Below are 20,218 nucleotides of genomic sequence, written 5' to 3'. Positions count from 1 at the left end.
TGTGATGAAGTTAGCCATTGTTACCGCCTGCCCGAACGGCATGGTCACCAGTGTGCTGTGCGCCCGCTTGTTGGACGCCGCCGCGCAGCGCCAGGGTTGGAGCACCAGCGTTGAGGTGGTGGATGTACAGCGCCCGGAACGCCAGTTGTCCCAGGCCACACTCGACGACGCCGAATGGGTGTTGCTGGTCAGCAGCACGCCGCTGGACATGCAGCGGTTTGTCGGCAAGCGTGTGTTCCAGAGCACACCGGCCCAGGCGTTGGCGGATGTCGACGCGGTGTTGCGCCGTGGCGCCGAAGAGGCCGAGGTCTATGTCGCGACGGAACCCGCGGCAGCGGCCAAAAACGCCCCGCGTATCGTGGCGGTCACGGCCTGCCCAACCGGCGTAGCGCACACCTTTATGGCGGCCGAAGCCTTGCAACAGACGGCCAAACGCCTGGGTTACGACTTGCAGGTCGAGACCCAAGGCTCGGTGGGCGCCCGCACGCCGTTGAGCCCACAAGCGATTGCCGATGCCGATGTAGTACTGCTGGCGGCGGATATCGAAGTGGCCACCGAGCGTTTTGCCGGCAAGAAGATTTACCGCTGCGGCACCGGTATTGCCCTCAAACAGTCCGAAGCGACCCTCAACAAGGCCCTGGCCGAAGGCACAGTGGAAAGTGCCGCCGGCGGTGCGGTGGCCAAGAAGTCGGAAAAAACCGGCGTCTACAAACACCTGCTCACCGGCGTGTCGTTCATGTTGCCGATGGTGGTGGCGGGCGGCTTGCTGATTGCGTTGTCCTTCGTGTTCGGCATTCACGCGTTTGAACAGGAAGGCACCCTGGCCGCCGCCCTGAAAACCGTCGGCGACCGGGCCTTTATGCTGATGGTGCCGTTGCTGGCGGGCTACATCGCCTACTCGATTGCCGACCGCCCAGGCATTGCGCCCGGCATGATCGGCGGCCTGTTGGCGGGCACCTTGGGCGCGGGTTTTATCGGCGGGATCTTTGCCGGTTTCCTCGCCGGTTACTGCGTCAAGCTGATCACCCGAGCAGTGAAGCTGCCGCAGAGCCTGGAAGCGCTCAAGCCGATTCTGATCATCCCGTTGCTGGCGAGCCTGTTCACCGGCCTGGCGATGATCTACCTGGTGGGCCCGCCGGTGGCGCGCATGCTCACTGGCCTTACCGACTTCCTCGCCACCATGGGCACCACCAACGCGGTGCTGCTGGGCATCCTGCTGGGCGGCATGATGTGTGTCGACCTGGGCGGGCCGATCAACAAGGCGGCGTACGCGTTTTCGGTCGGTTTGCTGGCGGCGTCGAGCGGCGCACCGATGGCGGCGACCATGGCCGCCGGCATGGTGCCGCCGATCGGCATGGGCATCGCTACGTTCCTGGCGCGACGCAAATTCGCCCAGACTGAACGCGAGGCCGGCAAGGCGGCGATGATTCTGGGGATGTGCTTTATCTCCGAGGGCGCGATTCCGTTCGCCGCCAAGGACCCGTTGCGCGTGATCCCTGCCAGCATCGCCGGTGGCGCGCTGACCGGCGCGCTGTCGATGTATTTCGGCTGCAAACTCGCCGCGCCCCACGGCGGCCTGTTTGTACTGGTGATCCCGAATGCGATGAACCATGCGCTGCTGTACTTGCTGGCGATTGTCGCCGGCAGCCTGCTGACCGGTGTGGTGTACGCGCTGATCAAACGTCCGGAAGCAGTCGAGTTGGCGGTCACCTCGGCCCAAGCCTGACACAGTTCAAAAATGTAGGAGCGGGCTTGCTCGCGAAAGCTGGGTGTCAGGCAATACATCCTTGACTGATACACCGCTTTCGCGAGCAAGCCCGCTCCCACATTGGATCTCCAGTGCCTGTGGCTATGTCACATGGGCTTCATCCCCGCATGCTTTAGTGGCCCTTTTGATACTCAAGAGGGCACCTGCATGAGCCACTTCGACCTCGGCCGCCGCCGCGTGATGCAAGCCGTCGGCGCCGGCCTGTTGCTGCCGGGCCTGGCGCCGGCCGTGATCGCTTCGGTCAAGGACCGTCCGCAACTGACCGATGGCGTGCAGTCCGGCGACCTGCTGGGCGACCGCGCCATGATCTGGAGCCGCAGCGACCGCCCCGCGAAGATGGTGGTGGAGTGGGACACCCGCAGCGTGTTCAGCAACCCGCGCAAATTCGTCTCGCCGCTGGCCGACAGCCGCACTGATTTTACCGCCCGCGTCGAACTCACCGGCCTGCCCGTCGACCAGGCGATTTTCTACCGCGTGCACTTTGAAGACGCCCAGACCGGCGTTGCCAGCGAGCCCTGGTTCGGCCACTTGCGCAGCGTGCCGCAACAGCGTCGCGACCTCCGTTTTGTGTGGAGCGGCGACACCGTGGGGCAGGGCTTCGGCATCAACCCGGACATCGGCGGCATGCGCATTTACGAAGCCATGCGCCTGCGCCTGCCTGACTTTTTTATCCACAGCGGCGACACCATCTACGCCGACGGCCCGGTGCCCGCGCAACTGGCCACCGAAGGCGGGCGCGTCTGGCGCAATATCACCACCGAAGCCAAGAGCAAAGTCGCCGAAACCCTGGATGAGTATCGCGGCAATTACCGCTACAACTTGCTGGATGAAAACGTGCGGCGCTTCAATGCCGAAGTGCCGCAGATCTGGCAGTGGGATGACCACGAGGTGGTGAATAACTGGTCGCCGAGCAAGCAACTTGACGAGCGCTACCGGACCAAGGACATCAACACCCTGGTGGGCCGCGCACGCCAGGCCTGGCTGGAATATTCGCCGATGCGTCGGCAGAACGCCGACGGCGGCGGGCGCATTTACCGCAAGCTCAGCTATGGCCCGTTGCTGGACGTGTTTGTGCTGGATATGCGCAGCTATCGCGGCCCCAATGACGACAACCTGGGGGCGGAAAAACCCTTCCTCGGCCGCGAGCAATTGGACTGGCTCAAGCGCGAGTTGAAGGGCTCCCAGGCCCAGTGGAAGGTGATCGCCGCCGACATGCCGATCGGCCTCGGCGTGCCCGACGGTGAAGTCAGCCCCGGCGTGCCACGCTGGGAAGCCATCGCCAACAATGACCCGGGCCCGGCGCAAGGCCGCGAGCTGGAAATCGCTGAGCTGCTGGGGTACCTGCGGGCGCAACAGGTGCGCAACCATGTGTGGCTGACGGCGGATGTGCACTACTGCGCGGCGCATCACTACCATCCGGATCGCGCTGCATTCCAGGATTTCGAACCGTTCTGGGAGTTTGTCGCCGGGCCGTTGAATGCCGGGAGTTTCGGGCCTAACCCGCTGGATAAAACCTTCGGCCCGCAGGTGGTGTTCGAGAAGGCCCCGCCCGCGCAAAACACTTCGCCGTTTGCCGGGTTTCAGTTTTTTGGCGAGGTGCAAATTGATGGGCAGACGGCGGAGTTGACCGTTACCTTGCGCGACCTGGATGGGGTTTCAGTCTTCGAGCAAAAGCTGCAACCGGTCTGATTTGAAATGCATTCAACACTGTGGGAGCTGGCTTGCCTGCGATAGCGGTAGTGAATTCACCACCGCTATCGCAGGCAAGCCCGCTCCCACGTTTCGATTTGCGTAACTTCAGGAATCAGTACACATCCCGACGATAGCGGCCTTGCTCAATCAAGCGCTCCACCGCTTCGCTGCCCAGCACATCGTGCAGCACCTGATCCACCCCCGATGCCATGCCCTGCAAGCTCCCGCACACATAAATCGCCGCGCCGTCCGCCAGCCATTTACGCAGCACATCGGCGGATTCGCGCAGGCGGTCCTGCACGTAGATTTTCTCTTCCTGGTCGCGGGAAAACGCCAGGTCCAGCAAGGCCAGGTCACCGCTGGCGAGCCAGCCTTGCAGCTCGTTCTGGCAGAGGAAATCGTGGGCGATATTACGTTCGCCGAACAACAGCCAGTTGCGCTGCTGGCCATCGGCAATCCGCGCCTTGAGCAAACTGCGCAGGCCGGCCAGGCCGGTGCCATTGCCCAGCAGAATCAACGGCACCGGCGCATCCGGCAGGTGGAAGGCACTGTTGCGGCGCAGGCGCAGGCTGATGCCCGAACCCACGGCCGCGTGTTCAGTCAGCCAGCCGCTGGCCACGCCGAGGCTGCCGTCCGGATGGCGTTCCTGGCGCACGATCAGTTCCAGCACCCCGTCACCGGCAATCGAGGCGATGGAGTATTCGCGCATGCCCAACGGCGCCAGCGCGTTCACCAGCGCCTGGGCGTGCAGGCCCACCAGATGGGCGCGGTTGTCCGGCAGTTGGCGCGTCGCCAGGGCCTGGCTGAGGGTGTGCGGCAGGCCGTCGATCAGCACGCCGTCGCTGCCGGCCAGGCCCAGGCCCTCGAGGAAGTGCTCGATGGTCCAGGGGCAGTTGCGCGGCAGGACTTCCACCAGGTCACCGGCCTCCCAGCGCTGCGGCGAGGCGCTCGTCAGGCCCAGCAGGTACACATCGGAACCGCTGCTGTCACGGTTGAGCAGGGTGCGCTGGCTCAGCGTCCAGTGCTCATACTGGGCGGTCGGCCATGCCGCCGCCGGTGCCTGGCCGGTGAGTTGGCCCAGCTGTTGTTGCCAGTTCAGCAGCGCCGCGCTGTCGCCGCTGTCCACTTCCACCGGGGCAAACAGCGGGTTGCCGCCCTGGTTGGTCAGCCAGAAATGCAGGCGCCGGGCAAAGCCGCAGAAGTGTTCGTACTGACGATCACCCAGGGCCAGTACCGAATAGTTCAGGCCCTTGAGGGGCAGGTCCTGGCCGAGCACGCTGCGCTCGAAACCACGGGCGCTGTCGGGGGCTTCGCCGTCGCCGAAGGTGCTGACTACAAACAACGCGTTTTGCGACTGGCGCAGGTCCTCCTGGCTGACACTGCCCAAGGGCTGCACTTTCACCGGCAGGCCGGCCGCCTGCAATTGCCCAGCGGTCTGCCAGGCCAGTTGTTCGGCAAAACCGCTCTGGCTGGCAAAGCCGATCAGCCAGGCCGGCGCATCACTGTGGTTGGCACTGAGCCCCTTGCGTGCATCGCGGACCTGGCGTTTTTTGCGGCGACGGTCCAGGTACAGCAGCCAGCCGGTGATAAAGAACAGCGGCATCAGCAGCGAGGTCACGGTGAGGATAATCCGCCCCGCCAGGCCGAAATAACTGCCGGTGTGCAGTGCATAAATGCTGGTCAGCAACTGGGCCTTGACGCTTTTGCTCGCGTATTGGTCATGGGATTTGACCTCGCCGCTGGCCGGGTCCAGGTTGATCTGGTTCAGCGCCCGGTCATGCGGCGAGTTTTTCAGCAGGTAGTAGACGGTGGCCGGTTGCCCCGCAACGGCCGGCATGCGGATGTTATAGGCACTCAGGCCTGGGCCTGCGTTGCTGTAGATGCTGCTCCAGATCGCGTCGTAGTTGGCCACCGGTGCCGGGCCTTCGGGCGCCGGGCCACGCTTGCGCACCCGTTCATTTTGCGGCGCGTCGGACAGCAGCTTGGTCAGGCCCTGGCTGTACCAGTCGTAGGACCAATACAAACCGGTCAGCGCCGAGAGCAGGTACGCCAGCAGGCACCACGTGCCGAATACCGAGTGCAGGTCCCAGTTGAAGGCACGACCCTTCTTGCGCCAGTCCAGCGTCAGCCAGGCACGCCAGCTCGCCACTTGGCGCGGCCAGCGCAGGTACAGGCCGGAGAGGCAGAAGAACACCAGAATCAGCGTGCAGGCGCCGGTGATGTTGCGCCCTGTATCACCCATCACCAGGAAACGGTGGAATTGCAGCAGGAACCCGAAGACGTCCTGGCCGACCACGTCGCCCATGTAGTCGCCCGTGTAAGGATCGAAATAGCGCAACTGGCCGCGGCGCTCACCGGGCGGTGGGGTGAAGAACACGCGGGCGGCGTTGCCGCTTTCACTTTCCACGAACAGCATGGCCACGGTCTGGCCTTCGGTGGCTTCGAGCTTGCGCACCAGCTCGGCGGGCGGCAGTACACCGGCCTCGCGTTTTTGCACGGTCAGTACGCTCGGGTTGAGCGCCCGCAGTATTTCATCCTGAAACGAGACCGCAGCCCCGGTTATCCCCATCAAGGCCAGCACCAGCCCGGCTGTAATGCCGAAGAACCAGTGCAACTGGAACAGGGTTTTCTTCAACACGTCTGACGCCTCGTCTATCTGGATATGTAGGGCACGGCGCGCATTATGCCGTGGGTTAACGAGAAAAATTCTGTTTTACACGCAAAAGCCCCACGCATCCGATGCGTGGGGCTTTTTGCTGTGGGTTGCTGCGTTTAGAAGTGGAAACTGGTGGACAACAGTGCCGTACGACCGGCCGCCTGGTTGGCGAAGTGCGAGGCGTACGCCTTGTCGTAGTAAGTCTTGTCGGTCAGGTTCTGCACGTTCAATTGCAGGTCGACGTTCTTGGTCAGTTTGTAGCTGGCCATAGCGTCGTAGCGGGTGTAGGACGGCACATACACAGTGTTGGCCGCATCGCCGTAAACCTGGTCGACATAGAACGCGCCGCCGCCGAGGGTCAGCTTCGGGGTCACGTCATACGTGGTCCACAGGCTGAACGAATGCTCTGGCGTGTTGGGCATCTGATTGCCTTTGTTGGAACCGGCCTGGACCACGCCCTGGCGGTTACCGTTCTTGCCGGGGTCAACCAGCTCGGCTTTCAAGTAGCTGTAGCCGGCGAACACTTGCCAACGCTCGGTGAGCTTGCCGCTGGCCGACAGCTCCAGACCATCAACGCGGGATTCGCCGGCGGTTTCGTAGGTGTTGGAATCCACCAGGATGCGCGTGTTTTTCTTCTCGGTACGGAACACGGCAGCGGACAGGGATAGACGGTTGTGGAACAGGTCCCACTTGGTGCCCAGCTCGTAGTTGACGGTTTCTTCCGGCTTGAGGTCGCTGGTGTTGATACCGGTCGGGATCGCGTTGCTGTCCACGCCTTCACCCACCAGGCCGCCGGCCGGCGAGGCCGAGGTGGCGTAGGAGGTGTAGATACTGCCGTTGTCCAGCGGCTTCCAGACCAGGCCCGCCTGCCAGTTGAAGAACTGGCTGTCGTCCTTGACCTTGCTGCGCGCCTGGACGGTGGCGGTTGGCACGGCGTTGGTATTGGCTTCGGTGTCGAAGGTGTCGTAGCGCAGGCCGACGTTCAGCAGCCATTTCGGGTCGAGTTCGATGGTGTCGAACACATACGCGGCGCGGCTGGTGGCTTTGGTGTTGGTGCCGTTGTAATTGCGTGCGACGCTGCCGTTCCAGGCGTCGTCCGGGTTCGGGTTGGCGAGCGAGGTGCACTGCCCGCCACGGCTGCCGCCAGCCACGGTGCAGGTGGGGTTGGCGTTCGGGCTGACGGTATAGCCGCTGACGCGGGTTTCTTCACCGGTAAATTCCAGGCCGGTGGAGTAGCTGTGCTTGAAGCCCAGGGCCTGGAAGCTGCCGAACAGGTCGGTCTGGTTAGTGGTGGTCGTCGTGGTCGACACACGGGTGTTGGCGCGACGCCACACGGTGCCGAAACGGTTGACGTTGCGCTGACTGTCATCCGGCTGGGTGAGCACGTAGTCCTGGCCGGTGCTGCCATGGCGCAGGGTGTTTTTCAGCGTCATGGTGTCGCTCAGGTCGTGCTCGACGGAGACCGTGCTGATGTCGGCGCGGGTCTTGCGGAAATCGCGGCTTTTCAAACCGTAGAAGTTATTGCTGTCGCCGCCGTCGGTGGGTTTGTCGTGCCCGTGGGCGGTGGCGGTCGGTGAGCTGTAGCCGTAGGGAATGCCCGAATCCGGCAGGTCGTTGCTTTCCATGTGGTAGTAGCTGAGGTTGACGCGGGTCGGCGTGCCGAGGCCGAAGGTCAGCGACGGCGCGACGCCCCAACGGTCGTAATTCACCGCGTCGCGGCCGGCGACGTTCTGTTCGTGGCTCATCAGGTTCAGGCGGAACGCGGCGCTGTCGTCGAGGAACTGGCGGTTCACGTCGAGCACGTAGCGGCGGGTCTGGTCGGAGCCGTAGGTGAAGCCGCCGTTGGTGAAGTCCCGCGCTTGTGGGGTTTTGCTCACCAGGTTGAGGCTGCCGCCGGCCGAACCCCGGCCGCCGAACGAAGAGTTGGGGCCTTTGCTGACTTCGATGGATTCAATGTCGAAGATCTCGCGGCTCTGGCCGCCGGTGTCGCGCACGCCGTCCAGGTAGGTGTCGCCCTGGGCGTCAAACCCACGGATAAACGGGCGATCGCCCTGGGGGTTGCCGCCTTCACCGGCGCCGAAGGTGATCCCCGGCACGGTGCGCAAGGCATCCTGCAACGAGGTGGCAGCGGTGTCCTTGAGCACTTGTTGCGGCACCACGGTCACCGAGCGCGGTGTGTCCACCAGCGGCGCGGTGTACTTTTGCGAGGAGGCTTTTTCGACCTGGTAGGACGTGTTGTCCTGTTCTTCGCCGGTGATGCTGGTGGCGCCCAGGGAGATGCTGTTGCGCTGGCCTTTCTGTTCGGTGTCTTCGGCCGCCTGTGCCAGGTGGGCAGCAGAGCTGGCGCTGAGGGCGACGCCGATGGCCGAAGCCAGCATGCGTGGTGAACCGGCAGGTATTTTTGTAATGGTGCGCGACATGACGTGTCCCTTCCCCAAGGATGTGAGGCCGCGGAATATAGGGTTAACAAGACTTCATATCAATTGCGATACATTGCTAATTGCAACGAATTTACATTCTTTACACTTTTTGCTTACGGTTTTTACGAACTCATCCGTCTGTCGCGTTTTACAGGCAGGATAAGAATCAATACCATTGGCGCCTCTCTGATTTCAGGTATTGCCCCATGTTGCTGCACATTCCCGGCCTGTTCTCTCGTGAGGAAGTGCAGCGCATCCGCCAAGCCCTGGAAACCACCGAGTGGGCCGACGGCAAAATCACTGCCGGGCACCAGTCCGCCAAGGCCAAACACAACCTGCAATTGCCCGAAGGCCATCCATTGGCCAAGGAAATCGGCGCGGCGATGCTCGAACGGTTGTGGAAAAATCCGTTATTCATGTCAGCGGCGTTACCGCACAAGGTTTTCCCGCCGTTGGTTAACTGCTACACCGCCGGTGGCAGTTTCGACTTCCATATCGACAATGCCGTGCGCCAGGCCCGGGGCAGCCATGAGCGGGTGCGTACCGACCTGTCGTCCACGTTGTTCTTCAGCGACCCGCAGGAATACGACGGCGGCGAACTGGAGATCCAGGACACCTTCGGCCTGCAGCGCGTCAAGTTGCCGGCCGGTGACATGGTGCTCTACCCCGGCTCCAGCCTGCACAAGGTCAACGCCGTGACGCGTGGGGCGCGTTACGCCTCGTTCTTCTGGACCCAAAGCCTGGTGCGCGAAGACAGCCAGCGTACGCTGCTGTTCGAGATGGACGGCGCGATCCAGCAACTGACCGCGGACGTCCCCGACCACCCCGCGTTGATCCAGCTCACCGGCACTTATCACAACCTGTTGCGCCGCTGGGTCGAGGTCTGAGCATGGGTTTTTTATTGCGCCGTGAAGAAGTGCTCAACGTCGAGCAGTTGCAAAGCATGCTCGACGACTCCCCGGTGCGTGCAGCGCAGGCGATCCTGATGGCGGCGAAAGAGGGCGTGGTCGACGCCCAGGCGCTGCTCGGGCAGATCCTGCTGGAAGGGCGCGGCATTGCGCGTGATGAAGCGCTGGCCCTGCGCTGGTTCCGGATTGCGGCCAAGGGCGGGCATTCGATGGCGCGCAATATGGCCGGGCGCTGCCTGGAGCATGGGTGGGGGTGTGCCGTGGATGAAGCGGCGGCGGCGCAGGAATATCGCCAGGCGGCCGAGGCCGGGTTGGATTGGGGGCAATACAACTACGCCAACCTGCTGGCTACTGGGCGCGGGGTTGCTGAAAACCAGCGACAGGCGCTGGCCTTTTATCGCCAGGCGGCGGAACAGGGCCACGCTAAGTCGATGAACCTGCTGGGGCGCTATCTTGAGGACGGCCGTTTTTGCCCCCAGGACCTGGAGGCGGCCGAGGCGTGGTATCGGCGCTCAGCCGAAGGCGGCGATTTTCGTGGGCAGTTCAGCTATGCGGCGGTGCTGGCGGACAGCGGTCAAATCGATGAGGCGCTGGGTTGGTTGGGCAAGGCGTTGGCAGGCGGCAATCTCAAGTTTCTGAACACGGCGCACAAGGCCCTCGCGGCGGCGAATGATCCGCAGATACGCGCGATGGCTGACGCCTACCAGCAACGCGCCGCCAGCTTTTCTTGAGGCATAAAAAAACCCATGACATGTCATGGGTTTTTTGTGTGCAGCGGTCTTACACGTAGAACGACTTCAACGGCGGGAAGCCATTGAACTCAACCGCGCTGTAGCTGGTGGTGTAGGCACCGGTCGACAGCCAGTACAAACGATCACCAATCGCCAGGTTCAGCGGCAGGCCGTACTTGTAGTTTTCGTACATGATATCGGCGCTGTCGCAGGTAGGACCGGCGATCACCACTTCTTCCATCTCGCCTTTCTTCTCGGTCCAGATCGGGAACTTGATGGCTTCGTCCATGGTTTCGATCAGGCCGGAGAATTTGCCCACATCCGTGTACACCCAACGCTCGACGGCGGTGCGCGATTTACGCGCTACCAACACCACTTCACTGACCAGGATACCGGCGTTGGCGATCAACGAGCGGCCTGGCTCCAGGATGATTTCCGGCAGGTCGTCGCCGAAATCTTCCTTGAGGAAGCGGATGATTTCTTCGGCGTAGGTTTCCAGGCTGTTGGTGCGGGTGATGTAGTTGGCCGGGAAGCCACCGCCCATGTTGATCAGCTTGAGGTGGATGCCGTCTTCTTCTTTCAGGCGTTCGAAGATCACTTTGACCTTGGCGATTGCCGCGTCCCATACGCTGATGTCGCGCTGTTGCGAGCCGACGTGGAACGAGATGCCGTACGGCACCAGGCCCAGGTCACGGGCGAGGATCAGCAGGTCCATGGCCATGTCGGTCTGGCAGCCGAATTTGCGCGACAAAGGCCAGTCAGCCGTGGTCGAGCCTTCAGTGAGGATACGTACATACACTTTCGAACCCGGCGCGGCCTTGGCGATGTTGCGCAGGTCGGCTTCGGAGTCGGTGGAGAACAGGCGCACGCCCTTCTCGTAGAAGTAGCGGATGTCCTTGGACTTCTTGATGGTGTTGCCGTAGCTGATACGGTCGGCGCTGACGCCACGGTCCATGACCTTGTCCAGCTCGTAGATCGAGGCGATGTCGAAGCTCGAGCCCTTGTCTTTCAACAGGTCGATGATTTCGACGGCCGGGTTGGCCTTGACCGCGTAATAGACTTTGGCGAACTCGAAACCGGCGCGCAGGTCATCGTAGGCCTGGCTGATCATCGCGGTATCGATTACCACGAACGGGGTTTCTTGCTTGTCGGCGAACGCCTTCATTTTGTCAAAAGTGGCGCGCGCGAAATAATCTTCGACGTTGATCGACATGCTGGGAACTCCTAAGGGCAAACTAATTTGATCAATGGGTGCAAATGAACGTCCTCCGTATCCCCACTTTGGTTCGCCTACTTCCCAAGGCATGTCGCCGAAAGCAAAAAGGCCATGGGAATAGACGCTTCCCTTGGCCTTGCTGTCTCGTCGTCAGTACTTGAGCCGGATGGATCGTTTCCAGCATGGACGTTCGGCGCGAACTTTAGGACGTGAGGGGCGATAGATCAACTAAAAATGTCGCGTTTTTGCACGCGTTCGTCGCGGGACCGCGTGCAGCTACTTATGTAACCGACAGGTGTGACGGATTGATGTTCCCTGGAGGGGCACAATTGAGGTAATTCCTCTGACACACCAACGATCCAAATGTGGGAGCGGGCTTGCTCGCGAAAGCGGTGTATCAGTCAATATATTCGGTGACTGACACTCCGCTTTCGCGAGCAAGCCCGCTCCCACAGTTTTAACCGAGGTGTGTCAGATCAGGCCAACGCAGTCTCGGCAGGCGACACAATGCTGGTCTTGCCCCCACGCGACTTGCCCGAGCTCAAGTACTCGGCAATCGACTCCTGGGTCACTTCACCCAGGAACACCCGCTCCGCATCCATCACCGGCAGCCACGAGCGGTTGAACTCGTACATGCGCGACAGCAGGATGCGCAAGTGCTCGTCATACGCCGCCGTGGCGTTGAACTCGCGCAGGTACTGGCCGCAGGTGCCGGTCTGACGGTGCAGGTCGCGACGTCGCACATAGCCCAGTGCCTTGTTCTCGGCGCAGGTGACCACCACGTAGCGGCGGTCGGTTTCGTCCATCAGCTCCAGGGCCTCGGCCACCGGGGTTTCCGGGCTGACCGACGGGGCGTTGTCCGCCGCGTCTTCGGCTTTCACCAGCAGCAGGCGCTTGAGGGTGCTGTCCTGGCCGACGAAGTTGCTGACGAACTCGTCAGCCGGGTGCGCCAGCAGGGTGTCCGGGTGGTCGATCTGCAGCAGCTTGCCGGCACGGAAGATCGCAATCTTGTCACCCAGCTTGATGGCTTCGTCGATGTCGTGGCTGACCATGATCACGGTCTTGTTCAGCGCACGTTGCATCTCGAAGAACTCGTTCTGGATCATCTCGCGGTTGATCGGGTCGACCGCGCCGAACGGTTCGTCCATCAGCAGCAGCGGGGCATCCGCCGCCAATGCGCGGATCACGCCGATCCGCTGTTGCTGGCCACCGGACAGCTCGCGCGGGTAGCGATGCAGGTACTGCTTGGGTTCCAGCTTGATCATGCTCATCAACTCGCGGGCGCGGTCGTGGCATTTCTGTTTGTCCCAGCCGAGCAGCTTGGGCACGACCACGATGTTTTCCTCGATGGTCATGTTCGGGAACAGGCCGATCTGCTGGATCACATAGCCGATGTTGCGACGCAGGGTCACTTCATCGAGATCGGTGGTGTCTTCGCCGTTGATCAGGATCTTGCCGGAGGTGGGCTTGATCAGGCGGTTGATCATTTTCAGCGTGGTGCTCTTGCCGCAACCCGATGGGCCGAGGAATACGCAAATTTCGCCTTCGTTGACGGTCAGGCTTACGTCGTTCACGGCAGACACGGTTTTGCCGTTGCTTTGAAAAGTCTTGGTCAGGTTTTGAAGTTCGATCATTTGAGCAGTCCTTTTGGAGTCAGCGAGCGTTGCAGCCATTGCAGAAGCAGGTCGGCGAAGATGGCCAGAAGACTGACCAGCACGGCGCCAACGATCAGCATCGACATGTCGCTGCGGCTGATGGAAGCCAGAATAAGTACACCCAAACCACCGGCGCCGATGGTGGCGGCGATGGTCATCACACCAATGTTCATCACTACGGCGGTGCGTACACCGGCAAGGATTACCGGCACGGCGATGGGCAACTCGACCATGCGCAGGCGCTGGCCGAAGGTCATGCCGATGCCTTTGGCGGCCTCGCGAATGCCCGGCTCGACGCCGGTCAGTGCCAGGTAGGTGTTACGCATGATCGGCAGCAGGGAGTAGAGGAACACGGCGGTGATCGCCGGCATCGGCCCCAGGCCCTGGCCGAATTTGGAGTAGAACGGCAGCAGCAGGCCGAACAGAGCGATGGACGGCACGGTCAGCAGCACCGTGGCGCTGGCTTGCAGCGGCCCGGCCAGGCTCGGGAAGCGGGTCATCAGCACGCCCAGCGGCACGCCGATAAAGATCGCCAGCAACACGGCGATACCGACCAGGGTGATGTGCTGCCCGGTGAGTTGCAGGACTTGGGCCCAATCAAGGTGGGAAAAGGCGTTCAGGAATTCCATGTCTTCTCCTTCTTAGTTGATCGGATGTTGGCGCAGGAAATCGGCGGCAACAGCGGAGGGGCTTTCATGCTCGACGTCGACCCGCGCATTCAGCTCGCGCATGGTTTTGTCATCGAACAGCGCGGCCAGTGGCGCAAGGTCGGCGGCCAATTCAGGATGGGCGTCGAGGTAAACCTGACGCACCACGGGGGCGGCGGTGTAGTCCGGGAAGTAGTGCTTGTCGTCTTCCAGCAGCTTCAATTTGAAGGCATTCAGGCGACCGTCGGTGGTGTAGACCAACCCGGCAAATACCTGGCCATTACGCAGCGCGGTGTAGACCAGGCCGGCGTCCATCTGCCGGGTGTTTTTGCGGGTCAGGTTCATGTCGTACAGCTTGACCATGCCACCCATGCCGTCGGACCGGTTGGCGAACTCGGTGTCCAGGGCCACCAGGCGCGTGCCTTTGGTTTTCTCGGCCAGGGCTTGGGTCAAGTCGCTGATGCTGTTGATCTGCGGGAATTCCTTGGCCACGTTCTCTGGCAGCGCCAGGGCGTAGGTGTTGCTGAACTTCGACGGGGAGAGCCAGACCAGGCCTTTTTTCGCGTCGAGTTCTTTCACCCGGGCGTAGGACTGTTCGCTGTCGAGCTTCTCATCCACGTGGTTGTACGCCACCAGCGACACGCCGGTGTATTCCCAGATCAGGTCCAGTTGCCCGCTTTCCTGGGCACTGCGCGCCAGGTTGCTGCCCAGGCCGCCGGTCACGCGGGTGTCGTAGCCCTTGGTGCGCAGGTACTGGGAGGTGATTTCGGCGAGCAGGGTCTGTTCGGTGAACACCCTTGCGCCGATGCGGATCACCGGTTTTTCAGCGGCTTGTGCAAAACCTGCAAACAGCAGGACGCAGCTCAATATCAATGTCAGTTTTTTCATGTGAGTTCCTTTGCCAAGCCTTAAGACGGACGCAACCCGCGTTCCAGCCAGAGGCGGCTGGCCATGGTCACCAGACCGTCGAGCAGCAATGCCAGCAGCGCGGTGCACGCGGCGCCAAGCAGCAATTGCGGCTGATTGTTCAGGGCGATGCCGGGGAAAATCAGGCTGCCCAGGCTGTTGGCACCAATCAGGAAGGCCAGCGGTGCGGTACCGACGTTGATCGCCAGGGCCACGCGCACACCACCGATGATGATCGGCACGGCGTTGGGCAGCTCCACGCGAAACAACACCTGGCGCGGCGTCATGCCGATGCCGGTAGCGGCTTCTTTGAGCGAGCCTTGGACGTTTTTCAGGCCCTCGTAAGTATTACGCACGATGGGCAGGAGGGAGGCGAGGAACAGCGCGAAGATGGCCGGGCCGCTGCCGATGCCAAGGACGCCGAGGGCGATGGCCAGTACGGCCAGGGGCGGGACGGTGTTGCCGATGTTGAAGATCTGCATGAAGCGTTCTGCGCGCCCGACCATGTTCGGTCGGCTGAGCAGGATACCGGCGGGGATGCCCACAATCAGGGCCGCCAGCATCGAGACTAGAACAAGGATCAAATGAGCTTGCAGGTAAAACAACAAATCGTCGCGGTACAGTTCGATCGTGTTGATGCCGATCCAGTGGATCAGCAGGGCCAGGAGAGCGACGACAACCGCTCCTCCTATCAGCCCTTTGCCATAGCGAATAGCCACAGGCGGACTCCTTTTTTCTTTTGTCGGCGACCACATTCTCCGGCGGCAATGCCATTCCTGGCTGTCGGCGAATAGAGTCGCGAAAAGCAGCTCGTCGATACCGGCAATGCGGTATGTATTCGAGCCATGAGCGCAGCCTCGTCAGGCTAACTTGCTGATTTATCAGCCCCTGTTCCGAGTGCGGTAGCAGGGGAGTGGACGTCTCTACCTTTTAAAAGGTTCCACACTTGGCAGCATTTAGCCACCCCCAATCGGGTGAACGGTGGTCCGGCCTACTGGGTTTGCGCTATACTCGCCGCCCTTTTTTGACTCACCTGCCAGGCGATTTCCCATGACCCACCAGGCCGCCGAAGTCGCGAAACGCCGCACTTTCGCCATTATTTCCCACCCCGATGCCGGTAAAACCACCATCACCGAGAAGCTCCTGCTGATGGGCAAGGCAATCGCTGTGGCCGGCACGGTGAAATCCCGCAAATCCGACCGCCATGCCACCTCCGACTGGATGGAAATGGAAAAACAACGGGGTATTTCCATTACCACGTCGGTCATGCAGTTCCCGTATCGCGACCACATGGTCAACCTGCTCGACACCCCGGGCCACGAAGACTTCTCCGAAGACACCTACCGCACCCTGACCGCGGTGGACTCGGCACTGATGGTCCTCGACGGCGGTAAGGGCGTTGAGCCACGGACGATTGCGCTGATGGACGTGTGCCGTCTGCGTGACACGCCGATTGTCAGCTTCATCAACAAACTCGACCGTGACATCCGCGACCCGATTGAATTGCTGGATGAGATCGAAGCGGTCCTGAAGATCAAGGCTGCGCCGATCACCTGGCCGATCGGTTGCTACCGCGATTTCAAGGGCGTGTACCACCTGGCCGACGACTACATCATTGTCTACACCGCCGGCCATGGTCACGAACGTACCGATGTGAAAATCATCGAGAAGCTCGACTCCGACGAAGCCCGCGCCCACTTGGGTGATGAGTACGACCGCTTCGTCGATCAGTTGGAGCTGGTGCAGGGCGCCTGCCACGAGTTCAACCAGCAGGAATTCCTCGACGGCCAACTGACCCCGGTGTTCTTCGGTACTGCCTTGGGCAACTTCGGTGTCGACCACGTGCTCGACGCGGTGGTGAACTGGGCGCCGAAGCCGCTGGCCCGCGTTGCCAACGAGCGCACCGTGGAGCCGGTCGAAGAGAAATTCACCGGCTTCGTGTTCAAGATCCAGGCGAACATGGACCCCAAACACCGCGACCGTATCGCCTTTATGCGCATCTGCTCCGGCAAATACGAAAAAGGCATGAAGATGCGCCACGTGCGCACCGGCAAGGACGTGCGCATCGGCGACGCCCTGACGTTCTTCTCCTCCGAGCGTGAGCAGCTCGAAGAAGCCTACGCCGGCGACATCATCGGCCTGCACAACCACGGCACCATCCAGATCGGCGACACTTTCACCGAAGGCGAAGCCCTGGGATTCACCGGTATCCCGCACTTCGCCCCGGAACTGTTCCGCCGCGTGCGCCTGCGTGACCCGCTCAAATCCAAGCAACTGCGCCAGGGCCTGCAGCAGTTGGCCGAAGAGGGCGCCACCCAGGTGTTCTTCCCCGAGCGCAGCAACGACATCATCCTCGGCGCCGTCGGTGTGCTGCAGTTCGACGTGGTGGCCAGCCGCTTGAAAGAGGAATACAAGGTTGAATGCTCCTACGAGCCGATTACCGTGTATTCCGCGCGCTGGATTGATTGCAGCGATAAGAAGAAGCTCGAAGAGTTCTCCAACAAGGCCGTGGAAAACCTCGCGGTCGACGGCGGCGGTCACCTGACCTACCTGGCGCCGACCCGGGTTAACCTGGCATTGATGGAAGAGCGTTGGCCGGATGTGAAATTCCGTGCGACCCGCGAACACCACTAAGGTCTGAGCGGTCGATAAAGGGCGAAGCTGTGATGGCTTCGCCCTTTTTTGTCGGCGCCGAAAAGCTAAAAGTGTGGGAGCGGGCTTGCTCCCACATTTTGATCTGCACAGGGCGATGAGTTGGCGAGAAGCCCACATCCGGTCTAGCGTTGCAAATACTTCACCCATTCACCGACGGATCAGGAGACTAACTTGCGTATAACTCAACGCGCCATTCAATGGATGCTACTGGGCGCCTTGGGCCTGTCTGCCTCCCTGGCGCACACATCGGCGCTGGCGGATGCAGGAACGCCCCAGTGGAAAGACACCGGCCCGGTCAGCAAGCGCAAGCAGAACGAGGTCAACTCCGGCAGTTGGCAGCCCCAGGCCCAGCCCGCGCCCAAGGAGGATGCAGAAAACCCCTACAACGAAGGTGAAGACAGCGAAACCTATGACGACGGCGACACCTGATAGCTGGCGCGAACCTGGTATCAGAACTAGCTTCAATGACTGGCGACGGTAAACCGCTGTCGTGCGGGACTCATCTACTGACTGGACGGAAATCGACCATGAGTATTTTTCAACGAGTAGTGCTGTTGATAAAGGTGCTGGTGCTGATGTCTTTGGGCATGTCGGCGGCCTGGGCGCATAGCCCGGTGCACAGCCTGGCGGGTGTGTCGGCAGTGCAGAGCGAGCCGGGCCAGGGGCTGCAACTGGCCAAGTCCGAGGCGGAGCCCGGTGATCAGGACCAGGGCGGCAGCAAGGACGATGATGACTCGACCACCAACGAGCCGGACAGTGATGACCCGGACGATGATGACGGCGACAGCCAGACGTAGCCCGCTCCCAAAAGAAAGCCCCTCCCACCAGGCTGATGCGCAACCTGATGGGAAGGGCTGTAGAACTCACTGACAGTCGCGGCGCCTTCTGTGGCGAGCGAGCTTGCTCGCGTTGGGGGGCGAAGCGCCCCCAAAAAAGCTTGGGACTACCGCGCACTCCAACGGGAGCAAGCTCCCTCGCCACAAAAGCAGCTCACCAAGAGGGAGCTGTAGGCAATTTAAGCCACAAACTGCTCCGCATAGTGGCAAGCCACTTGGCGGTTATCCAACGGCCGCAACAGCGGCTCCTCGCTGCTGCAGCGCGCCGTCGCGTACGGGCAGCGCTTGTGGAACGCGCAGCCAGGCGGCGGGTTCAACGGGTTAGGCAACTCGCCGACGATTTTGATCTTCGGTTTGTTCGGGTCCGGATGAATGGTCGGTGTGGCCGACAGCAGCGCCTGGGTGTAGGGGTGCAGCGGGCGGGCGTAGATGTCGTCCTTGGGGCCCACTTCCACCGGGCGGCCGAGGTACATCACCATCACGTCGTCGGCCACGTGCTGCACCACCGCCAGGTTGTGAGAGATGAACACGTAGGCGGTGTTGAATTCCTGCTGCAGGTCCATGAACAGGTTGAGCACCTGGGCCTGGATCGACACGTCGAGGGCCGAGGTCGGCTCATCCGCCACCAGCACTTTGGGTTGCAGCATCATGGCACGGGCCAGGGCGATACGCTGGCGCTGGCCACCGGAGAACATGTGCGGGTAGCGCTGATAATGCTCAGGGCGCAGGCCCACTTGCTTCATCATCGCCTGCACTTTTTCGCGGCGTTCGGCGGCGGACAGGTTGGTGTTGATCAACAGCGGCTCGCCGAGTTGATCACCGACTTTCTGGCGTGGGTTCAACGAAGCGTACGGGCTCTGGAACACCATCTGCACGTCTTTGCGCAGTTGCTTGCGCTGGGCCTTGTCGGCGCCGGCGACTTCCTGGCCGGCGATTTTCAAGGAGCCCGACGACGGCTCTTCAATCAGGGTCAGCGCACGGGCCAGGGTGGATTTGCCGCAACCCGACTCACCTACAACGGCGAGCGTCTTGCCGGCTTCCAGCTCGAAGGACACGCCATTGAGGGCGCGCACGGTGGCGTGGCCCTTGAACAGGCCACGGGACACTTCGTAGTGACGGGTGAGGTCGCGGGCGGTAAGAACGACGGCCATTACGCCACCTCCTGGTTCAAGGGGTAGAAGCAGCGCGCAAGGCTGTTGGATTTAGGGTCCAGACCCGGGCGGGTCTGACGGCAGCTTTCCTGCACATACGGGCAGCGCGGCGACAGCAGGCAACCCTGCGGGCGGTCATAGCGGCCCGGCACGATGCCGGGCAACGTGGCCAGACGCGTGGCGCCCAGGCTGTGCTCGGGGATCGCCTTGAGCAGCGCTTCGCTGTACGGGTGCGCCGGAATATCGAACAGTTGCGGCACCTGGCCGACTTCCACCGCTTGGCCTGCGTACATCACGCACACGCGCTGGGCGGTTTCGGCGACCACCGCGAGGTCGTGGGTGATCAGCACCAGGCCCATGTTCTGCTCTTTCTGCAGGGCCAGCAGCAGTTCCATGATCTGCGCCTGGATGGTCACGTCCAACGCGGTGGTCGGTTCATCGGCAATCAGCAGTTTCGGCTCGCCGGCGATGGCCATGGCGATGGCCACGCGCTGGCTCATACCACCGGACAGTTGGTGCGGATAGGCATCCATACGGCTGGCGGCGCCTGGGATTTCAACTTTTTCCAACAACTCGATGGCACGCTTGCGGGCTTGCTTGCCGGACATTTTCAGGTGCAGGCGCAGCACTTCTTCAATCTGGAACCCCACGGTGTAGCTGGGGTTCAGCGCCGTCATCGGGTCTTGGAAAACCATCGCCAGGTCTTTGCCGACGATCTGGCGACGCTGGCGGTTGCTCAGCTTGAGCATGTCCTTGCCGTCGAAGTTCAGGGCGTCGGCAGTGACGATGCCGGGGTGCTCGATCAGGCCCATCAGCGCCATCATGGTCACGGATTTACCCGAACCCGACTCGCCAACGATCGCCAGTACTTCGCCTTTGTCGACCGAAATGTCGAGGCCATCGACCACCGGCACGGCGGTCTTGTCGCCGAAGCGCACATTGAGATTCTTGATTTCTAACAGTGACATGGGAATCTC

Annotated in this window: 16 protein-coding genes; 7 read left to right on the top strand and 9 right to left on the bottom strand. The window is 61.8% G+C overall.

All coding sequences use genetic code 11. The features are described from left to right. The first annotated feature begins 4 nt into the window (after positions 1-4). Complete coding sequence (locus LRS56_22250; protein ID WDU61519.1) at positions 5-1,726, top strand: PTS fructose-like transporter subunit IIB; 1,722 nt, start codon at positions 5-7, stop codon at positions 1,724-1,726. Between the two features lie 189 nt (positions 1,727-1,915). Beyond that, positions 1,916-3,457 carry an alkaline phosphatase D family protein gene (locus tag LRS56_22245; protein ID WDU61518.1) on the top strand — a complete coding sequence of 514 codons (1,542 nt, stop codon included), beginning with the start codon at positions 1,916-1,918 and terminating at the stop codon, positions 3,455-3,457. Between the two features lie 115 nt (positions 3,458-3,572). Here the strand turns inward: LRS56_22245 and LRS56_22240 are convergent, their stop codons facing one another. Further along, the gene (locus LRS56_22240) at positions 3,573-6,098 is read right to left on the bottom strand and encodes a sulfite reductase flavoprotein subunit alpha (GenBank protein ID WDU61517.1); all 2,526 of its coding nucleotides are present in this window, start codon (positions 6,096-6,098) and stop codon (positions 3,573-3,575) included. Between the two features lie 134 nt (positions 6,099-6,232). Then, on the bottom strand, positions 6,233-8,536 hold the full coding sequence (locus LRS56_22235; protein WDU61516.1) for a TonB-dependent siderophore receptor: 2,304 nt from the start codon (positions 8,534-8,536) through the stop codon (positions 6,233-6,235). A gap of 206 nt (positions 8,537-8,742) precedes the next feature. Here LRS56_22235 and LRS56_22230 point away from each other — a divergent pair, with 206 nt between their 5' ends. After that, a complete protein-coding gene (locus LRS56_22230) occupies positions 8,743-9,423 on the top strand; it encodes a Fe2+-dependent dioxygenase (GenBank protein WDU61515.1) in 681 nt (226 codons plus the stop codon). 2 nt (positions 9,424-9,425) lie between these two features. Next, positions 9,426-10,175: a tetratricopeptide repeat protein gene (locus LRS56_22225; protein WDU61514.1), complete on the top strand. Its 750-nt coding sequence runs from the start codon at positions 9,426-9,428 to the stop codon at positions 10,173-10,175. A gap of 49 nt (positions 10,176-10,224) precedes the next feature. Here the strand turns inward: LRS56_22225 and LRS56_22220 are convergent, their stop codons facing one another. The 5 genes from LRS56_22220 to LRS56_22200 form a co-directional block, all read right to left on the bottom strand. After that, positions 10,225-11,388, bottom strand: a complete 1,164-nt coding sequence (locus tag LRS56_22220) for a type III PLP-dependent enzyme (GenBank protein ID WDU61513.1) — start codon at positions 11,386-11,388, stop codon at positions 10,225-10,227. A gap of 479 nt (positions 11,389-11,867) precedes the next feature. Continuing rightward, on the bottom strand, positions 11,868-13,025 hold the full coding sequence (locus LRS56_22215; protein ID WDU61512.1) for an ABC transporter ATP-binding protein: 1,158 nt from the start codon (positions 13,023-13,025) through the stop codon (positions 11,868-11,870). Further along, positions 13,022-13,675 (bottom strand): ABC transporter permease, encoded by a 654-nt coding sequence (locus LRS56_22210; GenBank protein WDU61511.1) that lies wholly within the window; start codon positions 13,673-13,675, stop codon positions 13,022-13,024. The genes LRS56_22215 and LRS56_22210 overlap by 4 nt, the downstream gene beginning before the upstream one ends. Before the next feature lie 12 nt (positions 13,676-13,687). After that, the gene (locus LRS56_22205; protein ID WDU61510.1) at positions 13,688-14,581 is read right to left on the bottom strand and encodes a glycine betaine ABC transporter substrate-binding protein; all 894 of its coding nucleotides are present in this window, start codon (positions 14,579-14,581) and stop codon (positions 13,688-13,690) included. A gap of 20 nt (positions 14,582-14,601) precedes the next feature. After that, on the bottom strand, positions 14,602-15,318 hold the full coding sequence (locus LRS56_22200; GenBank protein ID WDU61509.1) for an ABC transporter permease: 717 nt from the start codon (positions 15,316-15,318) through the stop codon (positions 14,602-14,604). A 331-nt stretch (positions 15,319-15,649) separates the two neighbouring features. Between LRS56_22200 and LRS56_22195 the strand changes: the two genes are divergently transcribed. The 3 genes from LRS56_22195 to LRS56_22185 all read left to right on the top strand — a co-directional run bounded on the left by LRS56_22195 (position 15,650) and on the right by LRS56_22185 (position 18,051). Further along, positions 15,650-17,233 (top strand): peptide chain release factor 3, encoded by a 1,584-nt coding sequence (locus LRS56_22195; GenBank protein WDU61508.1) that lies wholly within the window; start codon positions 15,650-15,652, stop codon positions 17,231-17,233. Positions 17,234-17,425: 192 nt separating this feature from the next. Then, positions 17,426-17,683 carry a hypothetical protein gene (locus tag LRS56_22190; GenBank protein WDU61507.1) on the top strand — a complete coding sequence of 86 codons (258 nt, stop codon included), beginning with the start codon at positions 17,426-17,428 and terminating at the stop codon, positions 17,681-17,683. Between the two features lie 98 nt (positions 17,684-17,781). Then, the gene (locus tag LRS56_22185) at positions 17,782-18,051 is read left to right on the top strand and encodes a hypothetical protein (protein WDU61506.1); all 270 of its coding nucleotides are present in this window, start codon (positions 17,782-17,784) and stop codon (positions 18,049-18,051) included. A 218-nt stretch (positions 18,052-18,269) separates the two neighbouring features. On the opposite strand, the gene LRS56_22180 is transcribed toward LRS56_22185, so the two are convergent. Both LRS56_22180 and LRS56_22175 read right to left on the bottom strand, forming a co-directional pair. Then, entirely contained in the window at positions 18,270-19,241 is a 972-nt protein-coding gene (locus tag LRS56_22180; GenBank protein ID WDU61505.1) for an ABC transporter ATP-binding protein, read from the bottom strand. After that, positions 19,241-20,209 carry an ABC transporter ATP-binding protein gene (locus LRS56_22175; protein ID WDU61504.1) on the bottom strand — a complete coding sequence of 323 codons (969 nt, stop codon included), beginning with the start codon at positions 20,207-20,209 and terminating at the stop codon, positions 19,241-19,243. Before LRS56_22175 ends, LRS56_22180 begins: the two co-directional genes overlap by 1 nt. Positions 20,210-20,218: the final 9 nt, after the last annotated feature.

Source organism: Pseudomonas poae, from assembly GCA_028869255.1.
GTDB classification, from domain to species: domain Bacteria; phylum Pseudomonadota; class Gammaproteobacteria; order Pseudomonadales; family Pseudomonadaceae; genus Aquipseudomonas; species Aquipseudomonas poae_C.
This window is presented reverse-complemented; position numbering and strand designations above follow the sequence as displayed.

Coding starts and splice junctions, on each gene's coding strand:
- LRS56_22195 (WDU61508.1), top strand. CDS start 15,650: ATGACCCACCAGGCCGCCGAAGTCGCGAAACGCCGCACTTTCGCCATT.
- LRS56_22180 (WDU61505.1), bottom strand. CDS start 19,241: ATGGCCGTCGTTCTTACCGCCCGCGACCTCACCCGTCACTACGAAGTG.
- LRS56_22210 (WDU61511.1), bottom strand. CDS start 13,675: ATGGAATTCCTGAACGCCTTTTCCCACCTTGATTGGGCCCAAGTCCTG.
- LRS56_22215 (WDU61512.1), bottom strand. CDS start 13,025: ATGATCGAACTTCAAAACCTGACCAAGACTTTTCAAAGCAACGGCAAA.
- LRS56_22230 (WDU61515.1), top strand. CDS start 8,743: ATGTTGCTGCACATTCCCGGCCTGTTCTCTCGTGAGGAAGTGCAGCGC.
- LRS56_22250 (WDU61519.1), top strand. CDS start 5: ATGAAGTTAGCCATTGTTACCGCCTGCCCGAACGGCATGGTCACCAGT.
- LRS56_22220 (WDU61513.1), bottom strand. CDS start 11,388: ATGTCGATCAACGTCGAAGATTATTTCGCGCGCGCCACTTTTGACAAA.
- LRS56_22245 (WDU61518.1), top strand. CDS start 1,916: ATGAGCCACTTCGACCTCGGCCGCCGCCGCGTGATGCAAGCCGTCGGC.
- LRS56_22225 (WDU61514.1), top strand. CDS start 9,426: ATGGGTTTTTTATTGCGCCGTGAAGAAGTGCTCAACGTCGAGCAGTTG.
- LRS56_22205 (WDU61510.1), bottom strand. CDS start 14,581: ATGAAAAAACTGACATTGATATTGAGCTGCGTCCTGCTGTTTGCAGGT.
- LRS56_22175 (WDU61504.1), bottom strand. CDS start 20,209: ATGTCACTGTTAGAAATCAAGAATCTCAATGTGCGCTTCGGCGACAAG.
- LRS56_22235 (WDU61516.1), bottom strand. CDS start 8,536: ATGTCGCGCACCATTACAAAAATACCTGCCGGTTCACCACGCATGCTG.
- LRS56_22185 (WDU61506.1), top strand. CDS start 17,782: ATGAGTATTTTTCAACGAGTAGTGCTGTTGATAAAGGTGCTGGTGCTG.